Source organism: Nocardiopsis sp. FIRDI 009 (genome assembly GCF_003386285.1).
Lineage (GTDB): Bacteria > Actinomycetota > Actinomycetes > Streptosporangiales > Streptosporangiaceae > Nocardiopsis.
In genome coordinates, this window is sequence record NZ_QPNC01000049.1 from 1 (window position 1) to 21,384 (window position 21,384).

21 protein-coding genes and 1 pseudogene are annotated in these 21,384 nt (G+C 71.5%); 9 read left to right on the top strand and 13 right to left on the bottom strand.

The window, feature by feature from the left end:
* The first annotated feature begins 64 nt into the window (after nt 1-64).
* Nucleotides 65-307 carry a DUF6177 family protein gene (locus tag DVR05_RS25960; protein WP_304598605.1) on the top strand — a complete coding sequence of 81 codons (243 nt, stop codon included), beginning with the start codon at nt 65-67 and terminating at the stop codon, nt 305-307.
* Between the two features lie 254 nt (nt 308-561).
* On the opposite strand, the gene DVR05_RS28050 is transcribed toward DVR05_RS25960, so the two are convergent.
* The 5 genes from DVR05_RS28050 to DVR05_RS26860 are packed head-to-tail and all read right to left on the bottom strand — an operon-like array spanning nt 562 to nt 4,563.
* Complete coding sequence (locus DVR05_RS28050; protein ID WP_116248542.1) at nt 562-711, bottom strand: hypothetical protein; 150 nt, start codon at nt 709-711, stop codon at nt 562-564.
* A 34-nt stretch (nt 712-745) separates the two neighbouring features.
* The gene (locus tag DVR05_RS25970; protein ID WP_232832344.1) at nt 746-1,426 is read right to left on the bottom strand and encodes a pentapeptide repeat-containing protein; all 681 of its coding nucleotides are present in this window, start codon (nt 1,424-1,426) and stop codon (nt 746-748) included.
* Nucleotides 1,410-3,830, bottom strand: a complete 2,421-nt coding sequence (locus DVR05_RS25975) for a hypothetical protein (protein WP_116248543.1) — start codon at nt 3,828-3,830, stop codon at nt 1,410-1,412. The genes DVR05_RS25970 and DVR05_RS25975 overlap by 17 nt, the downstream gene beginning before the upstream one ends.
* Complete coding sequence (locus DVR05_RS25980) at nt 3,827-4,195, bottom strand: DUF6507 family protein (RefSeq protein ID WP_116248544.1); 369 nt, start codon at nt 4,193-4,195, stop codon at nt 3,827-3,829. Before DVR05_RS25980 ends, DVR05_RS25975 begins: the two co-directional genes overlap by 4 nt.
* Entirely contained in the window at nt 4,192-4,563 is a 372-nt protein-coding gene (locus DVR05_RS26860) for a hypothetical protein (protein ID WP_157982566.1), read from the bottom strand. The genes DVR05_RS25980 and DVR05_RS26860 overlap by 4 nt, the downstream gene beginning before the upstream one ends.
* A gap of 363 nt (nt 4,564-4,926) precedes the next feature.
* Between DVR05_RS26860 and DVR05_RS25990 the strand changes: the two genes are divergently transcribed.
* Both DVR05_RS25990 and DVR05_RS25995 read left to right on the top strand, forming a co-directional pair.
* Nucleotides 4,927-5,685: a class I SAM-dependent methyltransferase gene (locus tag DVR05_RS25990; protein WP_369974586.1), complete on the top strand. Its 759-nt coding sequence runs from the start codon at nt 4,927-4,929 to the stop codon at nt 5,683-5,685.
* Nucleotides 5,686-5,890: 205 nt separating this feature from the next.
* Nucleotides 5,891-7,264 carry an acyltransferase gene (locus DVR05_RS25995; protein ID WP_116248560.1) on the top strand — a complete coding sequence of 458 codons (1,374 nt, stop codon included), beginning with the start codon at nt 5,891-5,893 and terminating at the stop codon, nt 7,262-7,264.
* Nucleotides 7,265-7,303: 39 nt separating this feature from the next.
* Here the strand turns inward: DVR05_RS25995 and DVR05_RS26000 are convergent, their stop codons facing one another.
* The 4 genes from DVR05_RS26000 to menB form a co-directional block, all read right to left on the bottom strand.
* Nucleotides 7,304-8,146 (bottom strand): cupin domain-containing protein, encoded by an 843-nt coding sequence (locus DVR05_RS26000; protein WP_198659366.1) that lies wholly within the window; start codon nt 8,144-8,146, stop codon nt 7,304-7,306.
* 118 nt (nt 8,147-8,264) lie between these two features.
* Nucleotides 8,265-9,980, bottom strand: a complete 1,716-nt coding sequence (gene menD, locus DVR05_RS26005) for a 2-succinyl-5-enolpyruvyl-6-hydroxy-3-cyclohexene-1-carboxylic-acid synthase (RefSeq protein ID WP_116248561.1) — start codon at nt 9,978-9,980, stop codon at nt 8,265-8,267.
* 555 nt (nt 9,981-10,535) lie between these two features.
* Nucleotides 10,536-11,504 carry an o-succinylbenzoate synthase gene (locus DVR05_RS26010; RefSeq protein ID WP_116248548.1) on the bottom strand — a complete coding sequence of 323 codons (969 nt, stop codon included), beginning with the start codon at nt 11,502-11,504 and terminating at the stop codon, nt 10,536-10,538.
* Nucleotides 11,501-12,340 carry a 1,4-dihydroxy-2-naphthoyl-CoA synthase gene (menB, locus tag DVR05_RS26015; protein WP_116248549.1) on the bottom strand — a complete coding sequence of 280 codons (840 nt, stop codon included), beginning with the start codon at nt 12,338-12,340 and terminating at the stop codon, nt 11,501-11,503. Before menB ends, DVR05_RS26010 begins: the two co-directional genes overlap by 4 nt.
* A gap of 231 nt (nt 12,341-12,571) precedes the next feature.
* Between menB and DVR05_RS26020 the strand changes: the two genes are divergently transcribed.
* Nucleotides 12,572-13,771 carry an AMP-binding protein gene (locus DVR05_RS26020; protein ID WP_232832346.1) on the top strand — a complete coding sequence of 400 codons (1,200 nt, stop codon included), beginning with the start codon at nt 12,572-12,574 and terminating at the stop codon, nt 13,769-13,771.
* 27 nt (nt 13,772-13,798) lie between these two features.
* Here the strand turns inward: DVR05_RS26020 and DVR05_RS26025 are convergent, their stop codons facing one another.
* A complete protein-coding gene (locus DVR05_RS26025) occupies nt 13,799-14,383 on the bottom strand; it encodes a TetR/AcrR family transcriptional regulator (protein ID WP_198659367.1) in 585 nt (194 codons plus the stop codon).
* Nucleotides 14,384-14,542: 159 nt separating this feature from the next.
* Here DVR05_RS26025 and DVR05_RS26030 point away from each other — a divergent pair, with 159 nt between their 5' ends.
* The 3 genes from DVR05_RS26030 (at nt 14,543) to DVR05_RS26040 (ending at nt 18,001) form a co-directional block, all read left to right on the top strand.
* The gene (locus DVR05_RS26030; RefSeq protein WP_116248552.1) at nt 14,543-15,130 is read left to right on the top strand and encodes a DUF2867 domain-containing protein; all 588 of its coding nucleotides are present in this window, start codon (nt 14,543-14,545) and stop codon (nt 15,128-15,130) included.
* A 945-nt stretch (nt 15,131-16,075) separates the two neighbouring features.
* On the top strand, nt 16,076-17,485 hold the full coding sequence (locus DVR05_RS26035) for an RNA polymerase sigma factor (protein WP_116248553.1): 1,410 nt from the start codon (nt 16,076-16,078) through the stop codon (nt 17,483-17,485).
* 153 nt (nt 17,486-17,638) lie between these two features.
* Complete coding sequence (locus DVR05_RS26040; RefSeq protein ID WP_116248554.1) at nt 17,639-18,001, top strand: hypothetical protein; 363 nt, start codon at nt 17,639-17,641, stop codon at nt 17,999-18,001.
* Nucleotides 18,002-18,068: 67 nt separating this feature from the next.
* Here DVR05_RS26040 and DVR05_RS26045 read toward each other — a convergent pair whose 3' ends face one another.
* Entirely contained in the window at nt 18,069-18,431 is a 363-nt protein-coding gene (locus DVR05_RS26045) for a GntR family transcriptional regulator (RefSeq protein WP_116248555.1), read from the bottom strand.
* A 602-nt stretch (nt 18,432-19,033) separates the two neighbouring features.
* Entirely contained in the window at nt 19,034-19,420 is a 387-nt protein-coding gene (locus tag DVR05_RS26050; protein ID WP_116248556.1) for a hypothetical protein, read from the bottom strand.
* A gap of 144 nt (nt 19,421-19,564) precedes the next feature.
* Here DVR05_RS26050 and DVR05_RS26055 point away from each other — a divergent pair, with 144 nt between their 5' ends.
* Together DVR05_RS26055 and DVR05_RS26060 are read left to right on the top strand one after the other, a co-directional pair.
* Complete coding sequence (locus DVR05_RS26055) at nt 19,565-20,200, top strand: TetR/AcrR family transcriptional regulator (RefSeq protein WP_116248557.1); 636 nt, start codon at nt 19,565-19,567, stop codon at nt 20,198-20,200.
* A 122-nt stretch (nt 20,201-20,322) separates the two neighbouring features.
* On the top strand, nt 20,323-21,108 hold the full coding sequence (locus DVR05_RS26060; RefSeq protein WP_116248558.1) for a sporulation protein: 786 nt from the start codon (nt 20,323-20,325) through the stop codon (nt 21,106-21,108).
* A 59-nt stretch (nt 21,109-21,167) separates the two neighbouring features.
* On the opposite strand, the pseudogene DVR05_RS26065 reads toward DVR05_RS26060, so the two are convergent.
* Nucleotides 21,168-21,384, bottom strand: a pseudogene (locus tag DVR05_RS26065) (ABC transporter ATP-binding protein); the annotation flags it as partial.

Consider the following 21,384-nt stretch of genomic DNA (forward strand, 5'->3'; position numbering starts at 1 on the left):
TCTACGCTGGCGATCGCGGCGTAGTCAATCACCCCCGTGTCCAAGATCCGGGGTTAAGCCCCACCTGACCTACGAGCCGCGCTGGGCGGGTCTGACGGTTCCCGTCGGTCTGGCGATCGGCCCGGAACGGGTGGGGAGGATCGGGTTGCGCCGCGCCCAGGCGGGTCCCATCAGGGGCACGGTCCTCGGGGAGGACGGCGGGGAGGCGCTGTGGTTCCCGGTGCTGGGCACGGCCGAGTCCCCCGCACGTGCGGTGAACCTGGTGCAGGCGCAACTGCGACACCTGGCAGCGGCCAGTCGGGCGTGACCCATCGTCGTTGGGCGTGGTGAGACTGTCCCACGTCCAACGACGCTCCGCTCACCTGTAGTGCTGTGGCCGATCAATGCCCACCGGGGCACCCGAACCGGCCTGCCGACCCCTCAGCGGTAGACCTTCGTCCTCCGTCAGGTTGCCGTCCTCGTCCCACCGAAGCTTCCCGTATTTAACTAATTGCACCACCTAACCCGTGCGGACGTTGCCGCATTCTTCACATACATCAGACAGGCGAACAGCCTGCCCGCTCATTCCCACCCTGACATTGCTCGGTACCTACGCACAGTCTCATAGAAGTGTGACGGCAACCCGGATCCGCCTCGCGGATGATGTGGTTGATCCTCCGAATCAATCCCACGCGACCACCAACGGTGATGCAACTCCTCGTGTGTAATCATTCCTGAATGCTTACTGATCGGGAGCGTCGATGATTCAGGCCCCACCGGTGATTTTCACGTCTGGCGCCCCGTTGTCCTGGAACCACTCGGACAACTCCGGCCCGCTGATGATACGGGGTTCTTTTTCCGAGCCGATATCGATGGTTCCTTTGACCCAACCACCGGCTCCAGCCACTCTACATCCAAGGACTTTGGCCTCCTTGAAGACGGTCGTTCCGGAAGGTTCACCCGGGCCGAACCAGGCGCCTGATAGATCTGATCCACGTAGATCCGTACCGTGCATCCATGCTGCGTTGAGGTGGGCCTCCTTGAAGGATGAACCGACAAGTTCGGCGCGATAGAACTTGGCGCCGACAAACGAGGCCCTGGTGAAATCGGCTTCCCGCGCTTCGCACTCCGACAGGTCGGCCTTGTGGAAATTCGCCTCGACGAACTTCGAGCCGTTGAGAACGGCTGCGGTGAGTTCCGACTTCGAGAAGTCGCACCCGCTGAATACACAGTCCCTGAGATCCGTTTGAATGAAATGCAGGTATCTCATGGGGATTCCCGAAAGGTCGGCTCCCCGCAAGTCCATCGTGGACGCGCCGAGTTCCTCACCTCGACCCCCTTGGCTATTCAGCCAGTCGATGTATGACTGGATGGCCGACGCGGCCTCACGGTCGATCGGCAGAGTGACGGCCTCATACATCATTTCGGACTCACTCCCCTTCTTCAACGATAACCACTTTCCCGTCCCATTCGGGGTTGTTCTCTATGAGCTCGCGCAGAGCGCTCAGATTCTCCGGTGTCGATATACCCGAAATGTCGAGGAGTACGCTCTCGCCATTATTGAGTTCATTCCGGATCTCACTCTCGATCCGATTGATGTCAAATCCGCCCCTCATGCCTGGAGGCATCGGCTGGCCCGCTCTCGGCCCGGATGGGAAGGTGTCCCGGAAGCCCTTGATGTCCCAGGCTTGCCCACTGGCGTCAACGATATCACCCTGGTCTTGCTGGAATGCAGGATCAGAATTATCGATTTCTGCACGCTGAATGGGACCAGGCACCAGCCCTTGTCGCTCCGCCGCCAATCCGACCTCGGCTTCCCTCCTGGCCTTGTCCAGTTGGTGTTGGGTCGGATTGTCGTTCTTCTTGGCCGGATCGTCCATGAGTTCTTCGATGCGGGACTCGTAAGCCTCCGACCCCGGTTCCGGGCTCTGATAATCAGAGGAATCCGAATCCGAGTTCCCAGAACCGGTCTCTTCGGACGAGTTGTTGTCACGGTCGTCGCCGTCGTTGTCGCCGTCCGCGTCACCGTCATCGCCGTTGTTACCGTCGTCGCCTCCGGTGCCTGTGCGGTCCCGGGGAGGCTGAGCGCCACCGTCGTCGCCACCGCTGTCGGGAGAGGGATCCTGATCCGACGGCTCCTCACGCGGACGGACGGGTTCGGGTTCCCCCTGGTTCTCGCCGCGGCGCTCGGGACCATCATCGACCTGATCGTCATAGGTGTCGTCATCATTACGAGCCCGGGGCCGCTGCTCCGTGGTCTCCTCGGTGCGAGGCTGGTCCGTGTCGCCACCCTGTGGCCCCTTCTCCGAGGTCACAGGTGTGTCAGGGCTTCCGGATTCGCGCCCCGGCACGTTCGGCGCCTCGCCATCACGTCGTTGCTCCGACTCCGGGTCTGTCCGGGGGCCGTCCTGGCGGGGTTCGCCCACGGACGGACGGGGCTCCGGACTCGGGGTGGGGCTCGGGTTCGGTGTCGGGCTCGGGGAGGGGTTCGGCGTCGGAACCGCGCCACCGTCCGGACCCGTGTCCAGATCGGGCATGAGGTCCTCGACCCGGCCGTCCGGGGTCGGATCCTCGTCCAGGTTCTCCAGCAACTCGTCCACGGACTCGAACCGGCCGTCGGAACCGCCGTCCGGGTCCAGCGACGCGAACCCGTCGGCGTCGGTGTCGACGTCCTGCCGATCCCCATCGGGCCCGTCGGCTCCGCCGCGCCGCCCTCCGCTGAGTACCAGGCGCACCACTCGGAGTGTCCCGGACACCGGCAGCGTGGCGAGGTTGGTGACCGTGACACCCGCCGCGTACTCGTCGTTCTCGCCCCACTCCGACCAGGCGAAGAACGCCTCGCGCTCCTCCGCCCACGCCGCCCCCAGGTTGGTCCACTGGGTGCTCCGGTCATAACCCCAGTAGGGCTCGTCGCCGAACGGGTTGATCAGCCACCCGTCCTCACCGTGCAGCCCCACCAGCCCGGCGATGCCCTGCACCGAGCCGGCGAGGGTGTCCGTGGTGTTCTGGTTGACCTCGCGGTCGTTGAGCGTCCACCCGGTGTTGGGACCCCAGAACCCGAGCAGGGAGACGACGGAGACGCCCGTCTCCCATCCGATGTCGACGACGATGGTCTCCAACGACCCCAGGCTGAACCCCATCGCCCAGTCCAGTGGCCAGGGAGCGTCGTCACCCTCGCGCATCCACGCGTAGGAGTCCCCGAAGTACCTGCCCGCGAAATCGGTGAAGCCCCTGTTCTGCTGCCCGGCGTCGGTGGCCAGCCCGTAGGGGATCTCGTCCAGTCCACCGGTGTACGCGTCGGGAGCCACGTAGGTCGGGCCGCCGCACAGGCCGGAGATCGTGTTGGCGCACTCGATCTCGGCGTCGTTGTAGGTCCGCCAGGCGCGGTTGACCGCGTCCTTGAGGTCCATGTTCCGGGTGATGGCGCTGGGCTTCTTCGCCCACCAGAAGGCGGAGTCGGCGTCGACCTCCGCCCGCAGTTCCTCGGCCTGGGCCCGCAGCGAGTCCAGGGAGTTCTTCGCGGTACGGATGGCCGAGGCGAAGTCGTCGAGCGCGTCGGCGACCGTGGTCAGGTCGGACTCGACGTCCTCGGCTCTCTCCACGGTCGGCTCCATCGCCGCCAGGAGTTCCCCCGACTCCGGAGCCTCGTAGTGCGCGTCGAGCCCCGACCACGTCGACTCCGCTCCCTCGGCGAACTCCAGGATCTCCTCGCCCCCCGACCGGAGGTCCGCCGCGGCCTGTTCGAGGGCCTCAGCGTCACCTCCGGGGGTGGGGATCTCCGCGGGATCGATGAGGCGGAAGATGTTTCCGTCGACGCCCGTCTGGGCCTCGGTCAGCTGGAAGCCGCTCACCGAGGGCCTCCCGGCTCGTCGCCGCCGAGGTCGAGGTTCTCCATGGTCCCCGCGTTGTTCTGCGCCTCCAGGGCCATCTCCTCGTTGCCGTCCATGTACGCGCGGGTCGCCTCTCCGGCGCCCACCATGCACGACAGCCCGCGCAGCAGCATCTCCCCGGTCGCGCCGTTGTAGGCGCCGGTGAAGCGCAACAGCTCCGATTCGACGGGGCCGCTCCCGGCCGCCTCCAACGCGTTCTCGATCTTCTCCGACGTCCGGTCGACACAGTCGGAGAGGCCGCCGCCTGCCTCGTCGACGCCCAGCTCAGCGCTGACGTTGGTCAGAACCGCCGACACACCGGGGACGTCGAGGTTCCAGCGGGTCATCGCGCCCCCTTCCCGGAACCGCCGGGGTCGCCGCTTCTCACGTCCGTTCCCGGTGTTTCCTTTTCGTTTCGGGCGCGGAAGAGTAGAGGCTTGAATTCTTCGACGGGACCGCTCATGTTCGCGTCGTTCGCCTGAAGTTCGGCCATACTCTGCGCGGCGGCGCGCGCTCGCAGGTCCTCGACCACGGCACGCACCTGTTCGACGGCCCGGTTCAGGCGCACCCGGCCGAGATCGTCCTGGATCGGGCCGATGCGGGGGACGGCGTCGCCGCCGACAGGGCTGCGGCGGCCGGTGAGCGGACGCTTGGCCTCCGGCTCAAAGACATCGGGCACCGCGTCCTCGGGGGGATCCACCAGCTCGAACTTCATCCATCGACTCCCGTCGGGCAGCAGGGGGCGGAAACTGTCGTTTCGGGGTTCGCATGGGTTATCCACAGCGGACTGACGATGGGTGGCGCGCGAGAATATGACCAGATTCGCGGTCCGTGCAGTTCAGAGCGCGCACGCGACGGAGGGGAGAGCGAATTCCACCATCATGTGATGTGGACCACAGCAAGATGGGGTCGCGGAGCAGAAAAAGCCAGAAAATCCACCCTGAACAGGCGTTATCGCACACGTCTCCGCGCCGGGAGCGGCCGGAAGCGGCCACCGGCGACCCCGCACCCTCCCGGACGACTGCGCTTCTGCACCCGTCCACCCGACACGCGCGCCGCCCCGCCCCGGTAGGGCAGGATGCTCAGCATGCCCGCCTTTCCCGAAGATCACATCGGCCCCGCGCACCCGACCCGAGTGAACGACTACGACAGCCTCGCCGAGGGCTACGACGCCGAGAACGAGTCCGGCATCGCGAACGCCCACTACGAACGACCCGCGATCCTGGCCCTCGCCGGAGACGTCACCGGCCGCCGGATCCTCGACGCCGGCTGCGGGTCCGGCCCCCTGTTCGCCGAACTGCGCGACCGGGGCGCCGCCCTGACCGGTATCGACCTCAGCCCCGGGATGCTGGAGGTGGCCCGGCGGCGACTGGGCGAGGAAGCGGATCTGCGGGTGGCGGACCTGCGTGCCCCGCTCCCGTTCCCCGACGACGCGTTCGACGACGTCATCGCGTCCCTGGTACTGCACTATCTGGAGGACTGGGCGCCGACGCTGAGCGAGTTCCGGCGCGTACTGGCGACCGGCGGCCGACTGATCGTGTCCGTCGACCACCCGTTCGCCATCCACACCATGCAGCGCACGGCCGGACAGAAGACCGACTACTTCGCGACCTACAACTGGACCGAGGAGTGGACCATGGGCGGACGGGCCGTCACCATGAGCTTCTGGAACCGGCCGCTGCACGCGATGACGAGCGCCTTCGCCGCGGCCGGCTTCCGGATCTCCGCCATCAGCGAGCCGCAGCCCGACCCGGCCGCCCGCGAACTGTTCCCCGACGAATTCCGCGCCCTGTCCACCAGCCCGAGCTTCCTGTTCTTCGTTCTGGAAGCCGCCTGACGGCACCCTACGACCGACGGCGGTGACGGCGGTGGCGCCTGACGGGCGTCCCGCCACGGCATCGACCGTTCGACGGACCGGGCCTCCCGGCGCGCCCATCCCCGGGTATGGGCGCGGTCAAGGATCCGACCGGGCCGTGTCAGCGGCCACCCACCGGATAGGTGAACCCGCAGATGGTGAAGACGTCGGATCAGGGTCGGTGATCATGCCCCGCACCTGGCGCCCCAGGACACCAGCGGTCCTCACGCGGATACGGGAGACCGCGCGCTCGACGCCGGAGCGCCGCGACCGCTACGTGGACCTGCTGCGCGCGCTGGCCATCGTGTTCGTGGTCCTCGGCCACTGGCTGGCCGTGGTGGTGACCACCGACGACGGCATCGCCGGACGCAACGCCCTCGGCATCCTCTCCTGGACCCGCCCGATGACGTGGCTGTTCCAGGTCATGCCGGTGTTCTTCCTGGTCGGCGGGTACGCCAACGCGGCCTCCCTGGCATCGCACCGTGAGAAGGGCGGCGACTCGCTCGGCTGGGTGCTGGGGCGCACGGACCGCCTGCTCCGTCCGACCACGGCCTTCCTCGCCGCCGTGTGGGCGGTCGCGCTCGGAGCACTGCTGCTGGGGACCCCGCCCGAGCTGGTCGGTCTGGCGACGTGGGCCGCCGCCATCCCGCTGTGGTTCCTGGCCGCCTACCTGGGCGTCGTCGTCCTCGCCCCGCTGATGCACGGACTGCACCGCCGGTGGGGGGCGGCGGTGCCGTCGGTCCTCATCGGGGTCGTCCTGGCCCTGGACGTCGCACGGCTGGGCCTGGACGTCCCCTTCGTCGGCAACACCAACTACCTGCTGGTCTGGCTGGCCCTGCACCAACTCGGCTTCCTGTGGCGGGACCGCCGGGCACAGCCGCGCCCCCTCGCCGCCGCCGCGGCCGCCCTGGGCGGGTTCGCGCTGCTGCTGGCGCTGACCGTGCCGGGCCCCTACCCGACCAGCATGGTGACCGTCCCGGGCCAGGCGCTGGGCAACACCTCGCCGCCGACGTTCGCGCTGCTGGTCCTCGGCCTGACCCAGACCGCCGTCGTGCTGTGGCTCGCCTCCCCCGCACGGCGGATGCTGCGCCGCCCCGGCCCCTGGACGGCGGTCGTGGCGGTGAACGCGGTGGTGCTGACCGTGTTCCTGTGGCACATGAGCGCCGCGGTCATCGCCGGCGCCGCCCTGTACGGCACCGGCCTGCTGACGCAGTGGCCGGTGGGTTCGGCCGCGTGGCTGCTGCAACGGGTGCCCTGGCTGGTCGCGGTCGCCCTGGTGCTGGCGGTGCTCGTGGTCGCCTTCGGCGGCGTCGAGGCGCGCACCGCCCCCTCCAGCGCCGGGTGGCGGATCAGCGCGCGGGTCTCGTCACCGATCACCAACGCGGCCTGGCGTGCCCTGATCGTGTCCGCCATGGCCGCGATGCTGGCCGGGCTCACCGGGATCGCCCTCACCGGCGTGGGGCAGGCCGGGGTGAGCGCCTTCTCCATGACCGCTCTGGGCGCCTACGCGGTGGGCGCGTCGGCCCTCCGGCTGGCCCGCCGGCACTGGTCCGGGAGCTGAGCGGCCCGACCGACGGCCGACCGCCCCGGCCCTGCCGGTTCAGAGGCGAAACTCCAGGCGCGGGTAGCGCAGGCTGCCGCCCGGGTCGGCGATCTCCAGGTCCTCGAACTCGAAGGCGGGCGAGGTGAAGCAGGTGGCCAGGGTCTCCTCCGCGGTGAGCGTCCGCGCGGTCTGCCACGTCCCGGCGGGCACCAGCACCTGGAGCGACTGCCCCGCCTCCGCGTGCGGCCCCAGCGTGTACCGTTCCCTCGTCTCGGGTTCCGGCCCGGTCCCGCCCAGCTCGATCAGCGTCGGCCCGCCCCGGCAGAACGACCACATCTGCGCCGACCGCAGCCGGTGCCACCGGCACCGCTCCCCCGGGCACAGCAGGTACTGCAACGCCGAGGCCGTCTCCCTCTCGGACTCGTACCCCCGCGGCCGCACGTACACCCCGCTGCGCCACGTGGCCCGGAACCACCCGCCCTCGGGGTGCGGGAACAGGTCCAGCGCCTCGGCCGTCGATCCGCGCTGGTCGACGGCGGTGAACACCCCGGGGGGTTCACGCCTGAGGTAGCGCACGCCCACGACCGCCTCGCGCGGGATCGCCCCGTAGATGTGGGGGAAGAGGACGCCGTCGTCGAGCGCGGCGCTGAACTCCTCGTCCAGCGGCAGGTGGGCGGACGGGTCCTCCCACCGCACCTCACAGGCCAGGCGCGCGGTGTCGACCACCAGGACGCAGAACGGCTCGCTGGAGGACCGGTACAGGCTGTTGGCCACCGCGAGCATCGCGTGCTCGTTCGGAGAGGCGTGGACGAACCCGTCGGTGTGCAGACTGTCCGGTGCCAGGTCCCCGGTCTCGCCGCGCCAACGGGACAGTTCGGTCATGTGCAACACGTAGTTCATCGTGATCGACCTCGCCACGCACGCCCCCCGGAGATCAGGGCTCCCGCCGGTCCCGTGAGGGTCTTCTTCCCCCATCGCCCCCGACGCAACCCTGGAACGCGTGCCGGGCGGCGGGGGCTCACACGAGCGGGTCGACCGCCTCGTCCACGGCCGCCTGCAACCGGCGGCGCAGGGTGGCGCTGTGGGATCGGTCGGTGCGCACCTCGACCACCCGCAGCCCCTCACCCATCAGCGCCTTGGGCAGGTCGGCCGCCCACTCCAGGCGGGTGTAGGGCAGGTCGGCCACGGCCGCGACCCGTTCCATCGACACCCCGTGCGGGGTGCCGAAGACCCGCTCGAAGTCCGGGTGCCCGGCCTGCTCCAGCCCGGAGAAGATCCCGCCGCCGTCGTTGTTGACGACGACGACCGCCAGGTCCGGCCGGGGTTCGCCGGGGCCGATGATCAGCCCGTTCTGGTCGTGCAGCACCGCCAGGTCACCGAGCAGGGCGTAGGCGCGCCCCCCGCCCAGCCGTTCGTGGGCCAGCGCCGCCCCAACGGCGGTGGACACCGTCCCGTCGATCCCGCTCACCCCGCGGTTGCCCACCAGCCGCACCCCGCACCGCGCCCGCATCGTGGCGTCCAGGTCGCGGATGGGCATGCTGGACCCGGCGAACAGCAGGGATCCCGCGGTCAGCTGCGAGGCCAGGTCGCGTGCCAGCCGCGGCTCGCTGATCAGCTCCTCGGAGTCCAGCAGCCGGTCCAGGGCGGCGCGGGCGGCCTCCTCGGCCCGCCACCAGGACCGCGACCAGTCGGTGCGCCGCGGCTCCTCCCACGACGTTTCCGCGGGCGGCGCGACGGCGGCCACGACGTCGGTGGCGGTGCGCGCGGGGTCGGAGAAGGCGTTGGCCAGACCGGCGGCGGGGTCGCCGACGGCGGAGGCGGTCACCACCACGTGCCGCTCGGCCCGCCGCAGGTAGGACTGGATCTGCCGGGAGAGGTTGGGCCGCCCCACGCTGACCACCAGCTCCGGGGGGTGCGCGGCGGCGAAGCGCGGCGCGGCCAGGAGTTGGCGGTAGGTGGACAGCGCCCCGGTCCGGCGCGCGTTGGAGGTGGGTTCGGCCAGCAGCGGCCACCCGGTCAGCTCGGACAGCGCCAGGAACGGCACCGGGTCGTAGTCGCCGTCGCCGCACACGATCACACCCCGCTCGACGTCGGGCAGCACGTACGGCGCGGGCTCGGACGGGGGTCCGGGACGGCTGATCCAGGGCCGGGCCTCCTCCCTGCCGTCCAGCGGTTCGGTCCACGGGACCGCGGACGGGCCGTCGGGGGTCAGCGGGTCGCGGAAGGCCACGTTGAGGTGGACGGGTCCGGGACGGCGGTCGACGGAGGCGCCCCAGGCCCGGCAGACCAGCGACCGCCAGTACGGAACCATGCCGGGAGCCGGGTCCGCCGTGCCGACCTCGGTGAACATGCGCACGGCGCCGCCGTACAGACCGATCTGGTCGACCGTCTGGTTGGCGCCGGTCCCGCGCAGCTCGGGCGGCCGGTCGGCGGTCAGCACGAGCAGCGGCACCCCGCTCTCGTCGGCCTCCATGACCGCCGGGTGGAAGTTGGCGGCCGCGGTACCCGAGGTGCACACCACCGCCGCCGGACGCCGCGACGCGCGCGCCAGACCGAGCGCCAGGAAGGACGCCGAGCGTTCGTCGACGCGCACGTGGACGCGGATGTCGGGGTGGGCGACCAGGGCGAGCGCGAGTGGCGTCGAGCGCGACCCCGGCGCGACCACGGCCTCCTCCAGGCCGCAACGGGCCAGTTCGTCGACGAGGACCCGGGCCAGGGCGGTAGACGGATTCATCGGGTTCTCGGGGCCAGGTCCCGGGCCTTCGCGGACCGGGAGGAACGCCCCTGCCTCCTTGCGGGTGGTGTCACGGTTGACCTCGTCCCGCTCGCGGGTGCGGGGGTACCGGTCGTGGATGCCCTGGTCGCTGCCGTGGGCCGCGGCGTCGTCGGAACGACCGGGGGTCGGGGGCCGGGGAGCGCGACCGGACGTCATCACCTCGGTCACCTCCCGCCCCGCGTCCTGGCGTGCACTCGGTCGCTCTCGCTCGTTCTGGTCACGGGTTCGCCGCGCCACGGACCGGCGCCCTTCCACGGCGGGCACCGGTGCCCCGGCGGCACCGGTGCGCGCTGGTCACCGCCGTCTCCATCTTCGCGCGTTCCCGAAACCGGGTGTGTCCGGCCCCCCGGGACCCGGATGGGACCCGGTCTTTCCAGTGAACCGCGTTCACCGGGGTGCGGCGGCTGCTCGCGGCTGTGATCTGCGCCCCGACCCCTGGCGTGCCCGTGCCCCGGCGGTCGCGCACGGGTGCTGCGCCCCGGACCGAGGGCGCGCGGCGGTTCAGGGAACCGGTCAGCCTGCGGCCTCCCGGGCCGCCGCGGCGCGGGCGCGCCAGGCCGACGGGTCGGTCTCCACCGCACGCAGCCGGTCCTCGTCCACCGACACCCCGCGCACCGGCAGGTACCCGTCCTCGGGCAGCAGGGGGTCGGCGGTGACGTCGGCGGTCAGCATCTGCATGGTCGCCAGCCCGCACGCGTGGGGCAGTTCCGGCAGCGCGGCCGCCAGCGCCACCCCCGCGGCCAGGCCCACCGACGTCTCCACCGCGCTGGAGACCACCACCGGCAGCCCGCACGCCTCGGCGACGCGCAGGGACGCGCGCACCCCGCCCAGCGGCTGCACCTTGAGCACCACGATGTCGGCGGCCTCGGCGGCCCGGACGCGCAACGGGTCCTCGGCGCGGCGGATCGACTCGTCGGCGGCGACGGGCACGTCCACGCGCCGCCGTACCCGGGCGAGCTCGTCCAGGGTCGCGCAGGGCTGTTCCGCGTACTCCAGACCGAACCGGTCCAGTTCACGGACCATCCGCACGGCGGTGTCGACGTCCCAGGCGCCGTTGGCGTCCACGCGCACCCGTCCCGAGGGGCCGATCGCCTCACGCACGGCCTCGACGCGGGCCAGGTCCTCACCCGGGTCCTGGCCCCGCTCGGCCACCTTCACCTTGGCGGTGGCGCAGCCTCCGGCCCGGACGATCGCGGCGGCCCGCTCGGGGTCCACGGCGGGCACGGTCACGTTGACCGGCACCCGGTCGCGGACCGGGGCGGGCCAGCCCCGGTGGGCGGCCTCGTGGCAGGCCGCCCACCAGCGCGACGACTCACGCGGCCCGTACTCGGCGAAGGGGGAGAACTCACCCCATCCGGCCGGTCCGCGCACGAGCATGCCCTCGCGCACGGTGATGCCGCGGAACCGGTTGCGCAGTCCGATCGCGAACGCGCGCCCCCCGGCGGGCCCGTCCTCGGGGCCGGGGTCGGGGGCGGCGGTCACGGGCGGCGCGGGAACTTGTCGAAGTTCGGACGGCGCTTCTCCTTGAACGCGTCCCGGCCCTCCTGGGCCTCCTCGCTCATGTAGTAGAGCATCGTGGCGTCCCCGGCGAACTGCTGCATGCCCGCGGCGCCGTCGCTGACGGCGTTGATCGCGCCCTTGACCATGCGCAGGGCCAGCGGCGACTTGGTGAGCATCTCACGCGCCCACCGGACGGTCTCCTTCTCCAGGTCCGCCAGCGGCACGACGGTGTTGACCATGCCCATGTCCAGCGCCTCCTGCGCGCTGTACTGGCGGCACAGGTACCAGATCTCGCGGGCCTTCTTCAGACCGACGGTCTGGGCCAGCAGCCAGGAGCCGTACCCGCCGTCGAAGGAGCCGACCTTGGGTCCGGTCTGCCCGAACTTGGCGTTGTCGGCGGCGATGGTGAGGTCGCAGCAGACCTGGAGGACGTTGCCGCCGCCGATCGACCACCCGGCGACCATGCAGATCACCGGCTTGGGCAGGCGGCGGATCTGCACCTGCAGGTCGAGCACGTTGAGGCGGCCGATGCCCTGCTTGGCCACGGCGTCGTCGCCCATGTAGCCGTCCTCGCCCCGGATCTTCTGGTCACCGCCGGAGCAGAACGCCTGGTCACCGGCGCCGGTGAAGATGATCACACCGACCTCGGAGTCGTCCCGGGCGACGTTGAACGCGTCCTGGAGCTCGAACAGGGTCTGGGGGCGGAAGGCGTTGTGGACCTCTGGTCGGTTGATCGTGATCTTGGCGATACCCTCCGCGGTCTCGTAGATGATGTCGGAATACTCGCCCGACCGCTGCCAGTCGATCACGCTGCTCACGGCTTCTGCTTCTCCTCACGGGGACACGGGGACGGCGCGGACACGGGACGGCCGCGTCCACGCGTCGACCCTACGCATTGTGCCAGGCGAGCCGGGCGAGGCGAGCACGCCCCCGGCACGCCGCCCTGGTGGACCCCCGACAGGTTACCCAGGCGTAGTCTGTCCCGCGTGGTACAGGAGACAGCAGAGACATTCCCCGGACCGACGACGGCCTCCGAGGACGGCCGCCCGCTGCGCGCCGTCCGGGGCCTGGACCCGGGCCGCCTGGGCGACCTGGTGGCCCGCTCCCTGGACGGGGACGGGCCCGCGCTGCTGCCCATCCCCGACGGGACCCCCGACGCCCGCGCGGCCGAGCTCGTCGCCGCGATGCGGCCCTCGTCGTTGCTGACCCCGGACGGCGTCACCGGCCTCGACGGCGGGGCGCCGGTCGCCCCCGACACGGCCCTGGTCATCACCACCTCCGGGTCGACCGGCCCGCCCAAGGGCGTGGAGCTGTCCGGCTCCGCGCTGCGCGCCTCGTCCCGGGCGTCGGTCGAGCGCATCGGCGCCTCGCCCGGCGACACGTGGCTGTGCGTGCTGCCCGCCGGACACGTCTCCGGCCTCCAGGTGATCCTGCGGGCCCTGGCCACCGGGACCGAGGCGGTGCACGCGCCGTTCGAGGTCGCCACCGTCGCCGATCTGGCCGCGCGTCTGAACCCGCACGTGTCCCTGGTCCCGACCCAGCTGCGCCGTCTGCTGTCGGCCGGGGCGGACCTGTCGGTGTTCGGCACGATCCTGCTGGGCGGCGCGGCCGCCGAGCCCGCCCTCCTGGCGGCGGCCCGCGACGCCGGTGGCCGGGTGGTCACCACCTACGGCATGACCGAGACCTGCGGTGGCTGCGTCTACGACGGGCGCGCGCTGGACGGCGCCCGGGTGCGGGTGGAGGGCGACGGGCCGGGCGCGCCGGGCCGGATCCTGCTGTCGGGTCCGATGCTGCTGACGGGTTACCGGCTCGCCCCGGGGGCGGCACCCGATCCGGGGGTGCTGGTCACCGACGCGGACGGCCGCCGGTGGCTGCGCACCAACGACCTGGGGCGGGTCGACGAGGGCGGCCGTCTGCGGGTGCTGGGCCGGGCGGACGAGGTGGTCAACACCGGCGGGCACAAGGTGGTACCCGCCCAGGTCAACGACCTGCTCCTGGCCCACCCGGCGGTGGCCGAGTCGGTGGTCGTGGGCAGGCCGGACCCGGAGTGGGGTCAGCGCGTGTGCGCGGTCGTGGTCCCCGCCGACCCGGCCGACCCGCCGACGCTGGCGGAGCTGCGGTCGTGGGTGCGCGAACGCCTGCCCGCCTACGCCGCGCCGCGCGAGTTGGAGGTCCGCGACGCGCTGCCGCTGCTGGCCTCGGGCAAGCCCGACCTGGTCGCCCTGCGCACGCCCGCGTCGGGCGCCTGAGGGGTACGGCCGAGGGCGTCGGCCGGGTCAGCCCCCCGTCCCCCCGTCGGGGGCGTCACGGGTGCGGTCGAGGACCAGGTCTCCGGCGCGGGACAGGACCTGGAGCCGGGTCCGGTCGCCGTGGTCGGCGGCGAGGAAGTGCGCGCCGATCGCCAGGCAGAAGGCGAGCAGACCGCGGGCCTCGACCTCGTCGGGGTCGGGGCAGAAGGTGCCGATCGTCTCGCGCAGCAGCGCCATCCGCTGGTTGTCCACCCGACGCAGCCGTTCGGCGACCGCCTCGTCGCGCCGGGACCAGTCACGGATCGCCAGATCGATGGGGAGCAGGCGGTCGTCGGAGAAGGTGAGCATGCCCGCGAGCCGGGCCTTGTCCCTGGGGTCGCCGCCCTCGCGCTCGACCCGGTCGAGCACCTCGTCGACGCTCTCGTGCTCCCAGGCGTCGAGCATCGCCTCCAGGAGCGCGTCGCGGTCGGCGAAGTGCCCGTAGAAACCGCCCTTGGTGACTCCGATCCGCTTCGCCAGCGCCTCGACGCGGACGGCGTCCGGACCGCCGTCGGCCAGTGCCCGCAGCCCCTCCTCGATCCACCTCTCACGCGGCGTGCGGACAGTACCCACGATGTGTCCCACCTCACTTTTCCAGCTTATATACGCAACCGTATACAAGGTCTAGTCTCATTTTATACGCAAGCGTATACGCGGTGGGGGCGACCGACACGGATCCGGATCGCACCAGGCCCCCTCCCTCCCCGCAAGGCAGGAAAGGCGGCAGCAGCCATGAGACTCCCCGACACCGCCCACACCGCCCGACCGTGGCGGATCCACGAACTCACCCCCGACTTCCGGCTGGAGGACGTGTGGGCGTTCCGCGCCCCCGGAGCCGGACCGGACGACTTCCCCGCCATGCTCGCCGCGCTGCGGAAGGCGGGCGGACCCCGGCGTCAGTCCGCGCCGGTCCGGTTCCTGTTCGCCCTGCGCTGGAAGCTCGGAGCCCTGTTCGGGTGGGACCGGCCGACGAGCGGGGTCGGGGTCCGCGTCGGTTCGCTGCGCGACCGGCTTCCGGGCGACCTTCGCCGGGCCCCGCGCGGCCCGGAGTCCGACGTCGCCCCGCTCACACCGGTCTACGAGCTCGACGACGAGTGCGCCCGCGAACTGGCCAACACGACCTCCCACATGGTCATGCACCTGGGGTGGGTACCGACCGACCGGGGCGAGTACGAGCTGCGCATGGCGGTCCTCGTCAAGCCCAACGGCCTGTTCGGACGGCTCTACATGGCCGCCATCGCCCCGTTCCGCCACCTCGTCGTCTACCCGGCGCTGGCCCGGCAGTGGGAGGCCGCCTGGCGCGACCGCGACCGCCCGTGACCGGAGGGCGGCGGTGCGGACGCCGTCGACGCCGCGGCCGGGAAAGGGCGAGGTCACCGAGGGCGGGGACGACTGGTCCGGTTGGAGACCGCGTCCCGGCCCCTGTCCGGCAACTCGTCGTACGGACGGCCGACGGGCGGGTGGCGCTTGGTGACCTGTCCGCGCCACGACCGGCTCCCCGGCCGCCTCGTGCGGACCCCGCGTCCGCCCTCCACCGCAGGCTGGCCCCGGCGTGGTCCGCGACGCCGTGAAGGCGGTCCGAGCACCCCGCGGGCGGGCTCCCGCCTCCTCCGGTGACGGGGAAAGCGCGGCAGGTCCTCCACCGGGTTTCTCCACCCGGTGCGACGACCTGCCGCCCGTCCGGACCCCGGACCCGACGGCCGCGTCCGGGACGGACCGCGGCTCCGGGGAGCGCCCCCGCTCCACCCCCGACGCCGAACCGGCGTTACCGGTGCACTCCGAACACATGGGACGCTGACCTCAGCGGGTACGACGGTCGACGCCGCCGACACCCGCACCAGGTGACCTGGGTACACGGACGATCCGCCGCCGACGGACCCGCCCGCACCCCGTGCGCGGTGTCCGGAAAGGTCGGGGAACTTCCGGAAGTCCCCTGACGTCTACCTGTGTATCCGGTCCCACGGCCCCTCTTTCCCAAGGAGGTCCGCAGTTGGCGAGAGCCATCGGTCCACTCGTTCCCGGCCCTGCGCCCTCCCCCGGGCCCGACTCGTGGGGTCCCTGTCGCACTGCACCGGAAGCGAGCCCTCTTACCCGCTCTCGGCCGTACATGGCCACTGATCGCACAGTGATCCATACCACTCCGTCCGATATCCAATCGAGACAGGGAACATTTGACTCGTCGACACGTTGGACATATTGGCGCGTCCAGTCGGCGGGAACCCTCCGCCACGTGCCACCCGTCACGGAAGGGAGGGAGGTGCCCAGATGACGAGCACTGCCTCTGCCCCTTCGGTCGCCTTCACCGAAGCCCCGGCAGGCACCGCTCCGAACCAGGAGGCCACCGCCCACGCGGCGCTGTCCGACCTGCTCACCCGCGGACGCTCGCAGGGATACCTGTCCCTCTCCGAACTGCGTACCGCTTTCTCCGCGGCCGGAGTCACCGCTCCCGACGGCCGCTCCATCCTGCGTGAACTCACCGAGAACGGAGTCCGTCTCGCCAACGGGGGCGACGACTCCGCGCCGGTGGCCGATCCTGACGCCGAGGACGACGTGCTGGAAGACACTCTCATCGCGACGGTGCCCGACACCGACGAGGCACCCAAGGCCGCATCCGGCAAGGTCGCGTCCCGCAAGGGCCCCTCCACCCGGAGGAAGTCCCGGTCCACGCGACGCGCCAAGAAGACCGAGACCACCCAGGCCACCACCGATCCGGAGACCGGTGAGGCCGATCTCGACGACCAGTCACCCGCCATGGGCGACTCGGTCCACACCTACCTCAAGGCCATCGGCCGACGCCAGCTGCTCACGGCCGAACAGGAGGTCGACCTGGCCAAGCGGGTGGAGGCGGGGCTCTACGCCGAGTACCGCCTCGGCCTGCACGGCGAGGTGGACGACTCGGTGGAGATGACCGAGGCCGAGCAGGAGGAACTGGAGTGGGTGGCCGAGGACGGCCGCCAGGCCAAGTCCCACATGCTGGAGGCCAACCTGCGCCTGGTGGTCTCGGTCGCCAAGAAGTACAGCGACCGGGGGATGTCACTGCTGGACGTGGTCCAGGAGGGCAACCTCGGCCTGATCCGGGCCGTGGAGAAGTTCGACTACACCAAGGGCTTCAAGTTCTCCACCTACGCCATGTGGTGGATCCGCCAGGCGATCCAGCGCGGTTTCGCCGACTCCGCCCGCACGATCCGCCTGCCCGTGCACGTCCTGGAGCTGCTGAGCAAGGTCAGCCGTCTGGAGCGTGACATGCACCAGGCGCTGGGCCGCGAGCCCACCCCGGAGGAGCTGGCGCTGGAGCTGGACAAGACCCCGGCCCAGATCGAGGAGCTGCTCCGGGTCACCCGCCAGCCGATCAGCCTGGACTCGACCATCGGCGAGGACGGCGAGACCCGGATCGGCGACCTGATCGAGGACGTGGACGCCTCGGAGGCCTCCGAGGTGGTCGACCGCCAGCTCATGGCCGACCAGCTGCGCAACGCGCTGTCGGACCTGGAACCGCGTGAGGCGACGATCATGTCCCTGCGGTTCGGCCTCATGGACGGCCGTCCCCGCACGCTGGACGAGATCGGCAAGCACCTGGGACTGACCCGCGAGCGCATCCGCCAGCTGGAGAAGCAGTCGCTGTCCAAGCTGCGCCACCCCAGCCGCGCCCAGCAGCTGCTGGACTTCGCCAGCTAGCGACCACGGCGCCACCGGGTGGCGCCCTCGGGGCCGCTCCCGCACCGGGAGCGGCCCCGACGCGTGCCGGGGGCCGCGGCGGCTCAGGGAGAACCCGGAGATCTCCCTGACTTCACCGGTCGACCGTACTGGCCGGGCCCCGGGAGTGCGACGATGGACGCCATGACGGACACCCCCTCCCGACGGCAGGACGAGATCTCCGCCGCCCTGCGCGCCAGCCGCGAACTCGGCCCCGAATACGACGAGGCGCTCGCCGCGTCCCTGGTGGAACGGATCGACGACACCATCGACGAACGGGTGCGCCACCACGTCGCCGAACGGCTGGACGGGGCGCACCACCCCCGGCGCGGGATGTCCGGCAACACCGCCCGCCTCGTGCTGGCGCTGGTGACCCTGGGGCTGAGCGTCCCGCTGACAGCCATGACCGCCACCCTGGTCGCGGGCGAGGCGGTGGCGTTCCTGTGGGCGGGGCTGATCATCTTCTACATCGTCGTCGTGCGGGGCATGCGGGGCTGACCCGGACCGGCGCCCGCCGTCCCGGCCGAGGCGGGGACGCCCCGGGTCAGCGCGCCGGGTGGGGCGGTCAGCCCTCCAGGGCGGCGCGCAGGATCTCGATCGCCTCCTCGTGGTCGAGCCCCACCCGCGAGATCACCTCGGCGTAGGCGCGGGCGGCCGCCAGGGCCTCCGCGCGCTGGTCGTCGCCCGAGGCGGCCACGAAGGTCCCCGACCGGCCCCGTGTCTCGACCACACCGGCCTGTTCGAGCTCCCGGTAGGCGCGCGCCACCGTGTTCACCGCCACGGACAGCTGCCCGGCCAACGCCCTGACCGTGGGCAACCGGTACCCCACGGGCAGTTCGCCGTTGGCCGCCGCGATCGCGACGATCGTCCGTATCTGTTCGTAGGGCGGTACCTTGGATGTCGGATCAATGCGGATGAACTCCGCCATCTCCTTCTGCGCTCCCCACCAGGCTCCCATCCCCGCGTGCGCGAGGGACCGTGTTCGACCAGCCACATCAAACGTACCGTTCCCACGGTGATCGACCAGCGTCGGCCAAACCATATGAATCCGGACTTCTGGTCTGGTGATCTCCCGAACGGTCCTGGAGATCACCAGACAGCACGGGCCGACCACGTAGGCGTACCCCGGTCTCGCCGTCCCGAAAAGACGTGCCCGGTATCCGGTGTGGGAGGCCATGCCTCGCGGGCGTTCGCGGAGCCGGGCGGTGGGCGTCCCCGCGACGGGGCGGTGCACGGACGTACTCCGACGGCCCCGGCCCAGGGTCCCCCGGCCGACCCGGCGGGCGTCGGTGAAGTCGAGGTTCCCGATCGCGGTCCCCGCGCACCCGCGGGCCCCGGCCGGACCGATCGGGTGATGGCCGCGCGGCACAGCCGACCGCCGCCTCCGCGCCTCCGTGGGCGGGGCGAGGAGTGGACGGCGCGGACAGCACGCGCGAAGGGCTCGGGGGCGGCGAGACGGTCAGCCCGGATACGGTCGGCGGCGATCGGCGGGACGCAGAGCGGTTCGCCGCCCCTCTGTGGAGACGGCGGTCAGGCGACCGGGCGGGGGATCCGCTGGATGCCGTGCAGCCGGTGCTCCTCCCGGGCGGTGAGCAGGCGCTCGGCGACGCGTGTGGCCTCCCGGACCTCGGGGCGGGCCAGGCGCTTGCGGCGGTAGATCCGGTCGCGGTAGCCGCGGGCGCCGACCAGCACCCGCTCGCGGGCGTAGGCGGCGCGCATGGCCTCGGTCAGCGCCCCGTCCAGGACCAGCCCGAGGTGGCGCAGCTCCGTCGCCGAGGCGTTCCGCTCCCGTGCCTCCGCCAGGGCCGCCTCGGCCTCGGCGACCGCCTTCAGGAGTTCGGGCAGCCGCGCGGCCTCCTCCCGGTCGCGTGCGAGGCTCTCGCGTGCCTGCGTCCTGGTCTGCTCGGTCAGTGTCATCACTTACGCTCCGTACCCGCGTCCGGTCGGTCAGGGCCACTCTAGTGTGACGTGGATCATCTGGCGACCGGTTCCGCGCGTCGAAGACGACCACCGGCGCGCCGTACCGCCACGCTGTCGGTACACATCCCCGAAAGGACCACCGTGAGCAGGAACTACGCCGGGCTGAGCCGGGAGCGCATCATCCTGGAGGCGCTGCACATCATCAGCGGACGCGGCTTGGGCGGCCTGTCCATGCGCCGTCTGGGCGACGCCCTGGAGGTCGAGGCGATGGCCGTCTACCACCACTTCCCCCTCGGTAAGGAACAGCTGTTCAACGCCATCGCCGCCTACGTGACCTCCCCCTCCCCCACCGGTACGGCGCTCGGCGCGGGGACGGACGAGGAGGGGGAACCGGCTCCGGAGGGCGACGGCCCGGACGGCGCCGAGAGCGCGGACCCGGGCCCCTGGGACGCCCGGCTGACCGACTGGGCCCACGTCTACCGCGCCCGGCTGCTGGAGTACTCGGGCGCGCTGTCGCTGTTGGTGCACCGCGCCCCGCGCACCGAGGCCGACGCCGCCACGCGCGCCCTGGTGCACGGCGCCTTCGCCGAGGCGGGCCTGTCCGGGGACGACGTGGAACGCGCGGCCGACGCCCTGTACTCGTACTGCGTCGGCGCGGTCATCCACGAGGTGCGCCACCGCGACGACGAGGACGCCCCCGACGGGGCGGAGTGCGAGGCCAGGTTCGGCTTCGGTCTGCGGGCGCTGCTGCGGGGGCTCACCGCCGCGGACGGGTGAGAGCCGAAAGACCGTGGAACCACGCGGCGCACCGGATCGTCTCTCTACCCAGGGGTGCAACGCCGTCGAACCACGCTCCTGGGACCGTCGCCCCACGGTTGAGGGAGTTGGAGAGCACATCAATGGTTTTCAAGCGCATTCTCGCTGGCATCGGTGTCGGTGGAGCCTCGGTGGAGACGACGCTGGACACGCCGACCGTCCAGCCCGGCGGCGTCATCCGGGGAACCGTGCACATCCAGGCGGGCGACGTCGAGCAGCGGATCGACGAACTCACCGTCGGCCTGGAGTCCCGGGTGGAGGTCGAGTCCGGTGACCACGAGTACTCGCGCAACGTGGAGTTCCAGCGCGTGCGGGTGGGTGGTCAGGCGGTGATCGCCCCCGGGCAGAACTTCCGGGTGCCGTTCGAGCTCCCCGTCCCCTTCGAAGCCCCGATCACCAGCGTCCGCGGCCAGCGCCTGTACCCGATGAACGTGGGCGTCAACACGCGTCTGAGCCTGGCCGGGGCCGTGGACCCGGGTGACCTGGACCCGGTGGCGATCGAACCGCTGCCGTCGCAGGCGGCCTTCCTGGACGCGCTGGCCACCCTGGGCTTCCAGTTCAAGAAGGCCGACCTCGAGCAGGGCCGGATCCTGCGGACGCGGCAGACGCTGCCCTTCTACCAGGAGATCGAGTACTACGCGGCCAGGCAGTACGAGGGGCTCAACGAGCTCGAACTGTCGTTCGTCGCCGACCAGCACGGAATGGACGTCGTTCTGGAGCTGGACAAGAAGGGCGGCCTGCTCTTCTCCGAGGGCAGCGACACCTACCACCACGTGGCCGTGACCCACCAGGAGGGCACCAGCCGCGACTGGGCGGGCTACCTGCACCAGTGGATCGACTCGCTGGCCGGGCGCAGGCGGGTGTTCTGACGCCGACGGACCCGGGGCCGGTCGCCGTCCCCGGGTCCGGTCCCGGCGCGACCGCCCGGTCAGCCGCCGTTCCCTCGGAGGCGGACGCGTTCGGCGCGTAGGCGTCGTGCTTCGTCGGCGTCCAACACCGGCGCCGCGGTCAACAACTGACGCGTGTACTCACTCTGCGGATCCTCGTACACACTGTCGCTGTCCCCCATCTCCACGATCTCACCCTTGCGCATCACCGCGACCCGGTCCGAGACCTGCCGCACCACCGCCAGATCATGCGCCACG

Bases quoted from the DNA above. Each gene is read 5' to 3' on its own strand.
- DVR05_RS26000 (WP_198659366.1), bottom strand. From the start codon at position 8,146: ATGAACTACGTGTTGCACATGACCGAACTGTCCCGTTGGCGCGGCGAG.
- DVR05_RS26040 (WP_116248554.1), top strand. From the start codon at position 17,639: ATGGACGCCATGACGGACACCCCCTCCCGACGGCAGGACGAGATCTCC.
- DVR05_RS25990 (WP_369974586.1), top strand. From the start codon at position 4,927: ATGCTCAGCATGCCCGCCTTTCCCGAAGATCACATCGGCCCCGCGCAC.
- DVR05_RS26030 (WP_116248552.1), top strand. From the start codon at position 14,543: ATGAGACTCCCCGACACCGCCCACACCGCCCGACCGTGGCGGATCCAC.
- DVR05_RS25980 (WP_116248544.1), bottom strand. From the start codon at position 4,195: ATGACCCGCTGGAACCTCGACGTCCCCGGTGTGTCGGCGGTTCTGACC.
- DVR05_RS25995 (WP_116248560.1), top strand. From the start codon at position 5,891: ATGCCCCGCACCTGGCGCCCCAGGACACCAGCGGTCCTCACGCGGATA.
- DVR05_RS26050 (WP_116248556.1), bottom strand. From the start codon at position 19,420: ATGACACTGACCGAGCAGACCAGGACGCAGGCACGCGAGAGCCTCGCA.
- DVR05_RS28050 (WP_116248542.1), bottom strand. From the start codon at position 711: ATGATTACACACGAGGAGTTGCATCACCGTTGGTGGTCGCGTGGGATT.
- DVR05_RS26060 (WP_116248558.1), top strand. From the start codon at position 20,323: ATGGTTTTCAAGCGCATTCTCGCTGGCATCGGTGTCGGTGGAGCCTCG.
- DVR05_RS26035 (WP_116248553.1), top strand. From the start codon at position 16,076: ATGACGAGCACTGCCTCTGCCCCTTCGGTCGCCTTCACCGAAGCCCCG.
- DVR05_RS26045 (WP_116248555.1), bottom strand. From the start codon at position 18,431: ATGGCGGAGTTCATCCGCATTGATCCGACATCCAAGGTACCGCCCTAC.
- DVR05_RS26860 (WP_157982566.1), bottom strand. From the start codon at position 4,563: ATGAAGTTCGAGCTGGTGGATCCCCCCGAGGACGCGGTGCCCGATGTC.
- menD (WP_116248561.1), bottom strand. From the start codon at position 9,980: ATGAATCCGTCTACCGCCCTGGCCCGGGTCCTCGTCGACGAACTGGCC.